Raw genomic sequence first — 12,833 nt, forward strand, 5'->3', positions numbered from 1 at the left:
GTTGCTATATCAGTGCGTACGCGCTACTGCAAATTGGCTTAGCTCGATGAGCGCATCACGGTGAACGCTGTCAGGCAGGCTTTCCAGGCAGGCAATGGCCCGCTCGGCATAGTCACGTGCCAGATTGGCGGTGTAGTCAAGCGCGCCGGCGGCTTCGACTGCAGTGCGAATACCCTCCAGGTCCTTGCTGCCACCTTGCTGGATGGCCTTGCGAACCAGGGTCGCCTGTTCCTCGGTGCCTTCTCGCATGGTTACGATCAGGGGAAGGGTAGGCTTACCCTCTGCCAGGTCATCACCCACATTCTTGCCTAGCGTCGTAGCGTCGCCGCGGTAATCCAGCAGGTCATCGACCAGCTGGAAGGCGATACCAAGATAATCCCCAAACTGCCGAAGGGACTCTGCCTGCGCACTTGAGGCGCCACACAGGGCCGCAGCACTGTGTGTTGACGCTTCGAACAGCATGGCGGTCTTACCCCGAATGACCTCCATATAGATCTCTTCGGTTGTGCTGGCGTCACGGACCTTGGAAAGCTGTAGCACTTCCCCTTCGGCAATAACGCGTGTTGCCTGGGAGATAATGCGCATGACCTCCATGGAGCCCAGCTCGACCATCATCTCGAAGGAGCGGGCATAGAGAAAATCACCCACCAGCACGCTAGGGGCATTACCCCAAAGGGCATTGGCCGTTGAGCGTCCGCGACGTAGACCTGAGGCATCGACAACGTCATCGTGCAGCAGGGTTGAGGTGTGCAGGAACTCGATGGTGGCTGCAAGTAGCCGAATCGGGTAATCGCTATGGCCCAATGCATTTCCAGTCAGCAGGACCAGGAGGGGACGTAGGCGTTTCCCGCCAGCGGAGACGATGTAGTCTCCGATTTTTTCGACCAGGGGCACGCGGGAGGTGAGTTGTCGGCGAATGATGCCATCGACTGCGGCGAAATCATCAGCCACCACGCGATAAAAGGCCTGGGGTTGCGTCATGTAGGGCGTATCCAAGTGCGGTGCGTTGTTACAGCACAGTGCGCGCCGGGGCGGAGCGCTGGGCGCGTAACCTGCCGGGGCTCCAATAGGGTTGCGCGGCATGCTAGGGGGGAGGGGTGGCACTGTCAAGGCAGAGTAGTGCAGCCCTTGCTACATTATCCCTTCTTGCGTAGAATTGCTGGCCCTGAAATCCCAAGGGTTAACCCCCTGTCTTACGCAATTGCCTGGGCGTCTATCCACCCCATGCAGCCATGCCGGTCAATCACTCTTTTTATAAAGCACCGGGTGAGCAGGTTAAACGGAGATATTCCATGTACGCAGTAATCGTTACCGGTGGCAAGCAGCACAAAGTCACCGAAGGTGAATTCCTGAAAGTCGAGAAGCTCGACATCGCAACTGGCGAAACCGTGACTTTTGATCGCGTTCTGCTGGTTGGCAACGGCGATGACGTCAAGATCGGTCTGCCGGTAGTTGATGGCGCCAAAGTAACTGCTGAAGTAGTTGCTCAGGGTCGTCACGACAAGGTCAGCATCATCAAATTCCGTCGTCGTAAGCATCACATGAAGCGTCAGGGCCACCGTCAGTGGTTCACTGAAATCAAAATCACCGGCATTCAGGCCTGATTGCCTTTTCGGAGAATTGACACATGGCACACAAAAAAGCTGGCGGTTCCACCCGCAACGGTCGCGATTCAGAATCTAAACGCCTTGGCGTGAAGCTGTTCGGCGGCCAGGTTGTTAAAGCAGGTAACATCATCGTGCGTCAGCGCGGTACTCAGTTCCACCCCGGTTACGGCGTTGGTCTGGGCAAGGATCACACTCTGTTCGCTAAAGTCGACGGCGTGATCAAGTTCGAAGTGAAGGGCGCCTTCGGCCGTCGCTATGTAAGCGTCGTTGCTGCCTAAGCGCAGATTCACCGAAAAAGCCCTGTCTTAACGACGGGGCTTTTTTGTTTCTGTATTCTATTCTTTTCCAGTTATTTTCAGTCGGCCCGCTCCGGCGGGAGGTTTTAATGAAATTTGTCGACGAAGTTTCCATTCACGTGCAAGCCGGCGATGGCGGTAATGGCATGATGAGTTTCCGCCGGGAAAAGTTCATCGAGAAAGGTGGGCCGAACGGTGGTGATGGTGGTGACGGTGGCTCTGTATGGTTGGAGGCCAACGTCAACCTCAATACCCTGGTGGATTATCGGTACACCCGCCGTTTCCAGGCGCAGCGTGGCGAAAACGGTGGCAGTACGGATTGTACGGGTGCCAAGGGTGAAGATCTGGTTCTCCAGGTGCCTGTAGGTACGACTGTTATCGATGCGGGCACCCAGGAAGTGATTGGCGATCTGACCCAGCCGGGACAGCGTCTGCGTGTAGCGCAAGGCGGCTGGCACGGGTTGGGTAACACGCGCTTCAAGTCCAGTACCAACCGTGCTCCCCGTCAGACCACCAAAGGTAAGCCTGGTGAGGCGCGTGATCTCAAGCTTGAGTTGAAGGTCTTGGCAGACGTAGGTCTGCTTGGTCTGCCAAATGCGGGCAAGAGTACATTTATCCGGGCGGTGTCGGCAGCCAAGCCCAAAGTAGCGGATTACCCCTTTACAACGTTAGTGCCTAACCTGGGTGTTGTGAGTGTGGGGCGCCTCAAGAGCTTTGTTGTGGCGGATATTCCCGGTCTGATCGAAGGCGCTTCCGAAGGTGCAGGGCTAGGGATTCGCTTCCTCAAGCACCTGGCTCGTACACGCCTGTTATTGCATCTGGTCGATATGGCGCCGCTGGATGAAAGCGATCCGGCTGATGCGGCTGAGACGATTCTCAATGAGTTGAACAAGTTCAGTCCGGCGCTGATGGAGCGTGACCGCTGGCTGGTTCTGAACAAGGCTGACCAGATCCTGGATGAGGAAGAGCGTGATGCTCGGGTCAAGGCTGTCGTTGAGCGTCTGAACTGGGAAGGGCCTGTCTTTGTGATCTCGGCCCTGGAGCGTAACGGCACCGAAGCGTTGTGTCAGGCTATCATGCGTTATCTGGATGAGCGTGCCGAGCGTATCGCTGAAGATCCAGCCTTTGCTGAGGCGGCGCAGGAGCTGGATCAGCAGATCGAGGATGAGGCCCGTGCTCGCCTACAGGCGTTGGACGATGCGCGTGCGCTGCGTCGTGCTGGCATAAAGAGCGTCGATGATGAAAGTCTCGACGATGACTTCGATGATGATGACGAAGACGATGGTGAAGGGCCAGAGATCATCTATGTCAGATAAAGAGCTTTCGATACGCGATCGGGTGACTCGCTCCGAGCGTTGGGTGGTAAAGATTGGCAGTGCCTTGCTGACGGATGATGGGCGCTGCCTTGATGGCCGTGCCATGTCGGGCTGGGTCGAGCAGATGGTTGCTCTGCATCGTGCGGGTGTTGAGCTTGTCCTCGTATCCTCTGGCGCAGTGGCGGCAGGCATGAGTCGATTGGGCTGGGCTTCGCGGCCCAGTGCCATTCACGAGTTGCAGGCTGCTGCGGCTGTTGGTCAAATGGGCTTGGTTCAGGCATGGGAGTCCAGTTTTGCCGAGCATGATGTGCAAACGGCACAGGTGCTGCTTACCCATGATGACTTGTCCGACCGAAAGCGTTATCTGAATGCTCGAAGCACCCTTCGAACCCTGGTTGAGTTGGGGGTGGTGCCTGTCATCAATGAAAACGATACGGTCGTTACGGATGAGATCCGTTTTGGTGACAACGATACATTGGCTGCTCTGGTGGCAAACCTGGTTGAAGCGGATCTGTTGGTTATCCTGACGGATCGTGATGGCATGTTCGATGCCGACCCGCGACATAATCCTGAAGCCGCGCTAATCAGCGAGGCTCGTGCAGACGATCCTGCGCTGGATGCGGTGGCTGGTGGCTCTGCAGGGGCGTTGGGGCGTGGTGGTATGCAGACAAAGCTGCGTGCGGCTCGTTTGGCAGCTCGCTCTGGTGCCTGTACGGTTATCGTAGGTGGGCGCATTGAGCGCGTACTGAGCCGGTTGCGTGAGGGTGAGCGGCTGGGTACGTTGCTTTCCCCTGAGCGGGGCTTGGTGGCGGCTCGCAAGCAATGGCTGGCAGGTCATCTTCAAATGCGTGGCACATTGGTGCTGGACGCGGGGGCGGTAAAGGCCCTTACTGAAGACCATAAGAGTCTCTTGCCTGTAGGTGTTAAAGCGATAGAAGGCAGTTTCCGTCGTGGTGAGATGGTGGCGTGTGTGGGGCCTGACGGAAATGAAGTGGCGCGCGGACTGGTAAATTACAGTGCTGCCGAGGCACAGAAGATCATGGGGCAGTCCTCGGAGTTCATTGGTCAGGCGCTTGGGTATGTCTACGAGCCTGAACTTGTTCATCGAGACAATATGGTGCTGGTGTAACGTCACCCGCATAAAAAACGGCGCCGATGGGCGCCGTTTTTTATGCCTGAAAACGCAGGCAATAAAAAACCGGCTTTCGCCGGTTTTTTATTGCAAGCTAAGCCTTAAGCGGCAGCAGCTTGGCTCATAGCCTTGATATGGGCATTCAGGCGGCCTTTGTGACGAGCAGCCTTGTTCTTGTGAATGATGCCCTTGTCGGCCATGCGATCAATCACAGGTACTGCAGCGGCGTAGGCAGCTTGTGCTTTTTCCAGATCTTTAGCGTCGATCGCTTTAACTACGTTCTTGATGTAAGTACGAACCATTGAACGCAGGCTAGCATTGTGGCTGCGACGCTTCTCAGCCTGTTTGGCGCGTTTTTTGGCGGAAGGTGTGTTTGCCACCGTCGAGCTCCTCGAAAAACTGGGGGGGTACCACGCAAATAAGGCCGCGAATCATGCCGATGTGTTAATCGATTGTCAAGGTTATAAAGACGGCTGGACGAGTGGTTGATAACAACTGCATCTGTACGTGCTTTATCTGTTTGATCGTCCTACACTCGCGGGCTTGCCTATGAGGCATCTTCTTGAGGCTTGGAGATACACAGGCCCTGTCATCGGTATGTATAGAATCCAAACGCATGAACCTTCTTAAATCGCTAGCTGCGGTTAGCTCAATGACGCTTGTTTCCCGGGTGTTGGGCTTTATTCGCGATACCATCGTAGCACGTATTTTTGGCGCAGGGATCGCCACTGATGCTTTCTTCGTAGCGTTCAAGCTGCCGAATCTGTTGCGGCGCATCTTTGCAGAGGGCGCATTCTCCCAGGCGTTTGTCCCGATTCTGGCAGAATATAAGAGCCAGCGCGGAGAAGAGGCGACCCGAACCTTTATCGCCTACGTATCAGGCCTGCTGACGCTGGTCTTGGCGATTGTGACCTTGGTGGGCATGGTAGCTGCGCCCTGGGTTATCTGGATTACCGCCCCTGGCTTTAGCGATACGCCTGAAAAGTTTGCGCTGACCACTTCACTTCTTCGCGTAACCTTTCCGTATATTCTGTTGATTTCCCTGTCATCGCTTGCCGGTGCAGTGCTCAACACGTGGAATCGCTTCTCCGTCCCGGCGTTTGTGCCCACGCTCCTAAACGTCAGCATGATCTTTTTTGCTGTCTTCCTGACGCCATACTTTGATCCACCGGTCATGGTGCTTGGATGGGCTGTACTGGCGGGCGGTTTTCTACAGCTGGTGTACCAACTGCCACACTTGAAAAAAATTGGCATGCTTGTGCTGCCTCGCCTCAATCTACGGGACAGCGGGGTCTGGCGGGTATTGAGGCAAATGATCCCGGCCATTATCGGAGTGTCGGTTAGCCAGATTTCCCTGATCATCAACACCATCTTTGCCTCTTTTCTGGCCGCCGGTTCGGTTTCATGGATGTATTACGCCGACCGCTTGATGGAGCTGCCTTCCGGTGTTCTGGGTGTTGCGCTCGGTACTATCCTTTTGCCGGCGCTAGCCAAGACTTATGCTAAGGATGATCGGCACGAGTACTCCCGTCTTTTGGATTGGGGACTTAGGCTTTGCTTTCTTTTGGTTCTGCCGTGCTCGTTGGCACTAGCGATTCTGTCCGAACCGTTGACTATTTCCCTGTTCCAGTACGGTCGTTTTACGGCTCATGATGCACAAATGACCCAGCATGCCTTGATCGCCTATTCGGTAGGTTTGGTCGGAATCATTTTGGTCAAGGTACTGGCCCCTGGGTTTTATGCTCGACAGAACATCAAGACCCCTGTTCGGATCGCTATTTTCACATTGGTAGTAACCCAGCTCATGAACCTGGCCTTTATTGGTCCGCTTCAGCATGTAGGTCTGGCCTTGGCGATCGGGCTGGCCGCCTGTATCAACGCAGGTCTTCTTTATTGGCAGTTGAGAAAGCACAAGCTTTTCGAGCCGCAGCCCGGATGGACCTTGTTCCTGACCAAGCTAGTGGTTGCGGTTGTGGTCATGTCGACCGTACTTCTAGGGCTGCTTTATGTCATGCCCGCATGGGATCAGGGCAATATGCTGGCGCGCTTTTCACGGCTTGGGCTAGTCGTTGCTGCTGGAGTGATCGCTTATTTTGGCGTGTTGGCGGCATTTGGATTTCGTATCAAAGACTTCACGAAAAAAGCGCTGGCATGACCAATGGTTTGATGTTCATGGGCAAGCTTGTCAGTGACTGCCTGTTGTCTGCGGGCAAGCGTGCGTATAATCGTAGAATTTGCAAATAGAACGCGTGCTATGCAGCTGGTTCGAGGCCTTCATAATCTCAGTCCCCTGCCGCAGGGCTGTGTTGCCACCATAGGCAATTTCGACGGAGTACACCTGGGACATCAGGCGATTCTGGCTCGTCTGCATGAACGAGCAATAGAGCTCAGAGTGCCTAGTTGTGTAGTTATATTCGAGCCACAGCCGCGTGAGTACTTTGCGCCTGAACAAGCTCCAGTGCGGTTGACGCGCCTTCGCGAGAAGCTGGAGTTACTATCCAGGGCAGGCGTAGACCGTGTTGTGTGTCTGGCCTTCAACCGTCGACTGCGCGAGCTTTCAGCACGAGCCTTTATCGATCAGGTGCTTATCCAAGGATTAGGCATCAAGCACCTTGAGGTCGGAGATGACTTCCGCTTTGGCTGTGACCGTGCCGGCGACTTTGATTTTCTGGTCGATGCAGGGCGGATCAACGGGTTTACGGTTGAGGCCGCTACTACGGTCGAGTTGGATGGCATGAGAATAAGCAGTACGCGCATTCGAGAAGCGTTGGCTTCGGGGGATCTGTCTCTTGCAAATCGAATGCTGGGACGCCCCTATACCTTATCCGGGCGTGTACTGCATGGACAGAAGCTTGCTCGCCAATTAGGCTGGCCTACTGCTAATGTTCAGCTGAAGCGCCGTCTGCCACCTATGAAAGGGGTTTATCTGGTCAACGTGGATATTCATGGCCAGATCCGGGGAGGCGTTGCAAATATTGGTCTTCGTCCTACTGTAAAAGGCGATGGCCGTCCCCATCTTGAAGTACATCTTCTCGAATATGCTGGCGATCTGTATGGTCAGCATCTGACTGTTGTTTTTCACCGCAAGCTGCGAGACGAGCAGCGTTTCGCCTCTCTGGAGGCATTGAAGGCGGCGATTGATGCCGATGTCGCCGCCGCCCGAGCTTATTGGCTGGGCCAACCGCTTGATGAGATCTGAAGAGCCCGAAATGACCGATTACAAAGCCACGCTTAACCTTCCAGCTACCGATTTCCCCATGAAAGCCGGCTTGCCGCAACGCGAGCCTGAAACCCTTAAGTACTGGAATGGTATTGGTCTCTACCAAAAGCTGCGCAAAATTGGCAAAGGGCGTCCTACCTTCATCCTTCATGATGGCCCGCCCTATGCCAACGGCAATATTCATATTGGTCATGCGGTCAACAAGATCATCAAGGACATTATTGTCCGCTCCAAAACCCTGTCGGGTTATGACGCACCCTATGTTCCCGGCTGGGATTGCCATGGCCTGCCTATCGAACACAAGGTTGAGATCACCCACGGCAAGAATCTGCCAGCCGACAAAACCCGCGAACTCTGCCGTGCCTATGCGGCTGAGCAGGTAGAAGGGCAGAAAGCCGACTTCATCCGCTTGGGTGTGTTGGGTGAGTGGGATAATCCCTACAAAACCATGGATTATGCCAACGAGGCGGGAGAAATCCGTGCGTTGGCTGAAATGGTTCGTAAGGGCTTTGTATTCAAGGGTCTGAAGCCGGTCAACTGGTGCTTCGATTGCGGTTCTGCATTGGCCGAAGCTGAAGTGGAGTACGCGGACAAGCAGTCCATGACGATCGATGTGGCCTTTCCCAGCGCCGAAGATGACAAGCTTGCTGCTGCCTTCGGCCTGGAAGCGCTGCCCAAGAAAGCCTATATCGTCATCTGGACTACCACACCCTGGACCATCCCGGCCAACCAGGCGCTTAATGTGCATCCCGAGTTTGACTATGCACTGGTGGACGTGGGTGACAAGCTGCTTCTGCTGGCTGAGGAACTGGTCGAGAGCTGCCTGAAGCGGTACTCGCTGGAAGGAAAGGTCATCGCGACGGCCAAGGGTGAAGCGCTGGAGCTGATCGCCTTCAATCATCCTTTCTACGATCGCCGTTCGCCCATTTATCTTGCTGACTATGTTGAGCTGGGTGCTGGTACAGGTATTGTGCACAGTGCGCCTGCTTACGGTGAGGATGACTTCCGGTCCTGCAAGCGCTATGGCATGACTAACGATGACATCCTGAGCCCCGTGCAGAGCAACGGCGTTTATGTCGAGTCGTTGCCCTTCTTTGGTGGCCAGTTTATCTGGAAAGCCAATCCCGCCATTGTCGAGAAGCTACGCGAAGTCGGCTGCCTGATGGCCAGCGAGAATATTACTCACAGCTACATGCATTGCTGGCGTCACAAGACCCCGCTGATCTACCGTGCGACCGCGCAGTGGTTTGTGGGCATGGACAAGCAGCCGGTAGAGGGCGGCACCCTTCGTGAGCGTGCCTTGGCAGGCATCGAGCAGACCCAGTTTGTGCCCGCCTGGGGGCAGGCGCGTCTGCATGGCATGATTGCCGGTCGGCCTGACTGGTGTATCTCGCGTCAACGCACCTGGGGTGTTCCGATTCCATTCTTCCTGCATAAGGAAAGCGGAGAGCTGCATCCTCGCACGGTAGAATTGATGGAGGAGGTTGCTCAGCGCGTTGAGCAGGCCGGTATCGAGGCGTGGTTTAAGCTGGATGCCGCCGAGTTGCTGGGTAATGAAGCCGCCCAATATGAGAAAATCGCCGATACGTTGGACGTCTGGTTCGACTCGGGTACTACCCACTGGCATGTGCTGCGTGGCTCGCATCAGCTGGGCCATGATCAGGGGCCAGTTGCTGATCTGTATCTGGAAGGCTCCGACCAGCATCGTGGTTGGTTCCACTCATCGCTGCTGACCGGTTGTGCCATCGACGACCACCCACCCTACAAAGCATTGCTCACGCACGGGTTTACCGTCGATGAGAATGGCCGCAAGATGTCCAAGTCGCTGGGCAACGTGATTGCACCGCAGCAGGTAACGGATACGCTGGGCGCTGACATTCTGCGCCTATGGGTTTCGGCGACTGACTACTCGGGTGAAATGGCGGTTTCCCAACAGATCCTGCAGCGTTCGGCTGACTCTTATCGCCGTATCCGCAATACTGCACGTTTCCTCCTTTCCAACCTGAACGGCTTCGATCCTGAGCGGCATCTGCTGGCATCGGAAGACATGATCGCCATTGATCGCTGGGCTGTGGATCGCGCGCTCCTGTTGCAACATGAGCTTGAGGAAGCCTACAACGAGTATCGTTTCTGGAACGTGTACCAGAAAGTGCACAACTTCTGTGTGCATGAACTGGGTGGCTTCTATCTCGACATTATCAAGGATCGCCAGTACACCACGGGCACTGACAGCCGTGCTCGCCGTTCCTGCCAAACAGCCATGTTCCATATTGCGGAAGCACTGGTTCGTTGGATCGCGCCCATCCTGGCCTTCACTGCCGAGGAAATCTGGCAATACCTGCCAGGCAAGCGCAACGAGTCTGTCATGCTTAATACCTGGTATGACCAGTTGACCGAACTGCCAGCTGACACTGAGCTTGATCGCGCATTCTGGGATCAGGTGATGGCGGTCAAGGCTGCTGTCAACAAGGAGCTGGAAAACCAGCGTAACGCCAAGACAATCGGCGGCAACCTTCAGGCAGAAATCACGCTGTTCGTTGACGGCCCGCTGAGTGCGGTACTGAAGAAACTGGGTGAAGACCTGCGCTTTATCCTGATCACTTCTCGGGTCGAGGTTGCAACGTTTGACGAGGCGCCTGACGAAGCGGTAGAGAGCGAGGTGGCAGGTCTCAAACTTCTAGTTCGCAAATCAGGCAGCACCAAGTGTGCCCGTTGCTGGCACCATCGTGATGACGTAGGAGTTGATCCCAACCACCCTGAAATCTGTGGCCGTTGCGTCAGTAACGTCTTTGGCAATGGTGAGGTGCGCCGCTATGCCTGAGGCAGGCCGTTTTGGCCGTCTGGCCTGGTTATGGTTGAGTGTGGTCGTCGTTGTGTTGGATCAACTGAGCAAGGCTTATTTTGAAGGGCAGCTCAGTCTGTATCAGCGCATCGAGGTGATTCCTGATCTGTTCAGCTGGACGCTCGCCTATAACACAGGCGCAGCGTTCAGCTTTCTGGCGGATCATTCCGGTTGGCAGCGTTGGCTTTTTGCTGCGATTGCCATTGCAGTCAGCATTACCCTGGTAGTCTGGCTCAAGCGATTGGGACGCAACGATACCTGGATTGCTATTGCCCTGGCGCTGATCCTGGGCGGCGCTATCGGTAACCTGTACGACCGTATCGTGTTGGGGCACGTTATTGATTTCGTCCTTGTACATTGGCGGGAACATCTGTTTCCCGCTTTCAACCTGGCAGACAGCGCCATTACCGTAGGTGCCATCATGCTTGCCCTGGATATGTTCCGTACCAAAAAGACAGGAGAAGCCCATGTCTGAGATAACGGTTGGTCCGGAAACGCGCGTAACGCTCAATTTCGCGATCAAGCTGGAAAACGGCGATATTGTTGACACGACCTTCGACAAGGCGCCCGCAACGTTCAGGGTAGGGGACGGTAATCTCCTGCCTGGCTTCGAGCAAGCGTTGTTCGGCTTGCCTGAGGGCGCGCGTAGTAGCCTGACGATTCTGCCTGAGCAGGGGTTTGGTCAGCCAAACCCGCAAAATCTGCAGCAGATGCCTCGAGACGATTTCGAGAATATGGACTTGTCCGAAGGGTTGCTGATTATCTTTACCGATGCGGCAGGAGGCGAAATGCCCGGCATCGTTAAATCCTTCGATGATCATGCGGTGATTATAGACTTCAACCACCCGCTTGCTGGGCGCACGTTGACGTTCGAAGTCGAAATTATCGCCATTGAGCCGGTTGTTGCCCATTGAGGCCTGCTCAGTAGCAGACGCTGAGCGAAAGGAATTCAACATGCAAATCAAATTAGCCAACCCTCGCGGATTTTGCGCAGGGGTTGATCGCGCAATCGATATCGTCAATCGCGCGCTTGATGTGTTTGGCCCGCCGATCTATGTCCGACATGAAGTGGTGCATAACAAGTTCGTCGTAGAAAACCTACGCAACCGTGGCGCTGTTTTTGTCGAAGAGCTGGATCAGGTGCCTGATGACGTTATCGTGATCTTCAGCGCCCATGGCGTTTCCCAGGCGGTACGCAAGGAAGCTGAAAGCAGAGGGCTCAAAGTCTTCGATGCTACTTGTCCGCTGGTGACCAAGGTTCACATGGAAGTAGCCAAATACAGCCGTGACGGCCGCGAATGCATTCTGATTGGCCATGAAGGTCATCCGGAAGTAGAGGGCACTATGGGCCAGTACGATACGCGTAATGGCGGATCGATCTACCTTGTAGAAGACGAGGAAGACGTTGCGGCGCTTCAGGTCCGCAACCCTGACTCGCTAGCTTTCGTTACTCAGACTACGCTGTCTATGGACGACACAAGCAAGGTCATCGATGCCTTGCGCGGCAAGTTTCCGAACATTGGCGGCCCACGTAAAGACGATATTTGCTACGCCACTCAGAACCGCCAGGACGCGGTTAAAACACTAGCAACTGAGTCTGACATCGTTCTAGTCGTTGGAAGTCCTAATAGCTCCAATTCCAACCGTCTGCGTGAGCTCTCCGAGCGTATGGGTACGGCTGCCTACCTTATTGATGGTGCGGAAGATCTCAAGCAGGAGTGGTTTAGTGGGGTAGAGCGGATCGGTATCACCGCAGGCGCGTCAGCTCCTGAGATTCTGGTCAAAGGCGTTATTGACCAGCTGAAAGCCTGGGGCGCAAGCGAGGGCCTTGAGCTTGAAGGGCAGCCAGAGAATATTACGTTCTCGCTGCCGAAGGAGCTTAGAGTAAAAGCTATATAATGTTTAAAACCGCCTTTGAAGACTCAAGGGCGGTAGTCGTTCCTTCACTTATTGTTTTATCGTCGCCAACACTCAGTCGAAGTTCCTGTCGCTGCTTGTCCTCTTACACCTGTGTTTGTAATCGTTAATGTTCCACAACGATCACTTGCCATCACTTTTCCGGCAACCGGCACCGCTTGTAGTGTGAAACTACTTTTAGTTACCGAACTTAGCTCTAGATTGTAAACGGCATTTCCATCTCTTGGAGAGGTTGTAAACGGTAAAGCCGGAGCTGTTCCGTCCGAATTGGAATACATTCCAGTTGAGGTGTAATTTCTTTCCATAAATTGCACAAGCTCCATTAAAGAAGCTTGTGCAGCTGTTCTGTTTGTTTTACGTATATGCTCGGTGTAAGACGGATAAGCTATTGCTGCAAGTATTCCAATAATAGCAACTACTACCATTACCTCGATTAAAGTAAAACCACGCTGAATAGTGCGGCGAGGGACAGCTTTGCCTAATCGCATTTTGCTCATAACTTT

General features: G+C 54.6%; 13 protein-coding genes. 10 read left to right on the plus strand and 3 right to left on the minus strand.

Translation table 11 applies throughout. The features are described 5' to 3' along the window. Positions 1–9: 9 nt before the first annotated feature. Positions 10–981: a polyprenyl synthetase family protein gene (locus tag HMPREF1487_RS13280; protein ID WP_010797174.1), complete on the minus strand. Its 972-nt coding sequence runs from the start codon at positions 979–981 to the stop codon at positions 10–12. Between the two features lie 311 nt (positions 982–1,292). On the opposite strand from HMPREF1487_RS13280, the gene rplU reads away from it, so the two are divergent. From rplU to proB, 4 genes are all read left to right on the plus strand, one after another. Beyond that, a complete protein-coding gene (rplU, locus tag HMPREF1487_RS13285; protein ID WP_010797175.1) occupies positions 1,293–1,604 on the plus strand; it encodes a 50S ribosomal protein L21 in 312 nt (103 codons plus the stop codon). A gap of 23 nt (positions 1,605–1,627) precedes the next feature. Next, positions 1,628–1,885: a 50S ribosomal protein L27 gene (gene rpmA, locus HMPREF1487_RS13290; RefSeq protein ID WP_010797176.1), complete on the plus strand. Its 258-nt coding sequence runs from the start codon at positions 1,628–1,630 to the stop codon at positions 1,883–1,885. A 107-nt stretch (positions 1,886–1,992) separates the two neighbouring features. After that, entirely contained in the window at positions 1,993–3,219 is a 1,227-nt protein-coding gene (gene cgtA / locus HMPREF1487_RS13295) for an Obg family GTPase CgtA (protein WP_010797177.1), read from the plus strand. A gap of 10 nt (positions 3,220–3,229) precedes the next feature. Next, positions 3,230–4,348 carry a glutamate 5-kinase gene (proB, locus tag HMPREF1487_RS13300; protein ID WP_037030764.1) on the plus strand — a complete coding sequence of 373 codons (1,119 nt, stop codon included), beginning with the start codon at positions 3,230–3,232 and terminating at the stop codon, positions 4,346–4,348. Between the two features lie 104 nt (positions 4,349–4,452). On the opposite strand, the gene rpsT is transcribed toward proB, so the two are convergent. Then, the gene (gene rpsT, locus HMPREF1487_RS13305) at positions 4,453–4,731 is read right to left on the minus strand and encodes a 30S ribosomal protein S20 (RefSeq protein WP_010797179.1); all 279 of its coding nucleotides are present in this window, start codon (positions 4,729–4,731) and stop codon (positions 4,453–4,455) included. Positions 4,732–4,967: 236 nt separating this feature from the next. Here rpsT and murJ point away from each other — a divergent pair, with 236 nt between their 5' ends. The 6 genes from murJ (at position 4,968) to ispH (ending at position 12,312) form a co-directional block, all read left to right on the plus strand. Beyond that, positions 4,968–6,506, plus strand: coding sequence for a murein biosynthesis integral membrane protein MurJ (murJ, locus tag HMPREF1487_RS13310; protein WP_037030013.1), 1,539 nt, complete (start codon positions 4,968–4,970; stop codon positions 6,504–6,506). Between the two features lie 99 nt (positions 6,507–6,605). After that, positions 6,606–7,550, plus strand: a complete 945-nt coding sequence (ribF, locus tag HMPREF1487_RS13315; RefSeq protein ID WP_010797181.1) for a bifunctional riboflavin kinase/FAD synthetase — start codon at positions 6,606–6,608, stop codon at positions 7,548–7,550. A gap of 10 nt (positions 7,551–7,560) precedes the next feature. Beyond that, on the plus strand, positions 7,561–10,392 hold the full coding sequence (gene ileS / locus HMPREF1487_RS13320; protein ID WP_037030766.1) for an isoleucine--tRNA ligase: 2,832 nt from the start codon (positions 7,561–7,563) through the stop codon (positions 10,390–10,392). Beyond that, the gene (gene lspA / locus HMPREF1487_RS13325; protein WP_010797183.1) at positions 10,385–10,888 is read left to right on the plus strand and encodes a signal peptidase II; all 504 of its coding nucleotides are present in this window, start codon (positions 10,385–10,387) and stop codon (positions 10,886–10,888) included. The genes ileS and lspA overlap by 8 nt, the downstream gene beginning before the upstream one ends. Next, on the plus strand, positions 10,881–11,327 hold the full coding sequence (locus HMPREF1487_RS13330) for an FKBP-type peptidyl-prolyl cis-trans isomerase (protein WP_010797184.1): 447 nt from the start codon (positions 10,881–10,883) through the stop codon (positions 11,325–11,327). The genes lspA and HMPREF1487_RS13330 overlap by 8 nt, the downstream gene beginning before the upstream one ends. Before the next feature lie 40 nt (positions 11,328–11,367). Then, a complete protein-coding gene (ispH, locus tag HMPREF1487_RS13335; RefSeq protein WP_010797185.1) occupies positions 11,368–12,312 on the plus strand; it encodes a 4-hydroxy-3-methylbut-2-enyl diphosphate reductase in 945 nt (314 codons plus the stop codon). A gap of 56 nt (positions 12,313–12,368) precedes the next feature. Here the strand turns inward: ispH and HMPREF1487_RS26790 are convergent, their stop codons facing one another. Next, positions 12,369–12,827 (minus strand): type IV pilin protein, encoded by a 459-nt coding sequence (locus HMPREF1487_RS26790; RefSeq protein WP_312482355.1) that lies wholly within the window; start codon positions 12,825–12,827, stop codon positions 12,369–12,371. Between the last annotated feature and the right edge of the window lie 6 nt (positions 12,828–12,833).

This window comes from Pseudomonas sp. HPB0071, assembly GCF_000478505.2.
GTDB classification, from domain to species: domain Bacteria; phylum Pseudomonadota; class Gammaproteobacteria; order Pseudomonadales; family Pseudomonadaceae; genus Chryseomonas; species Chryseomonas luteola.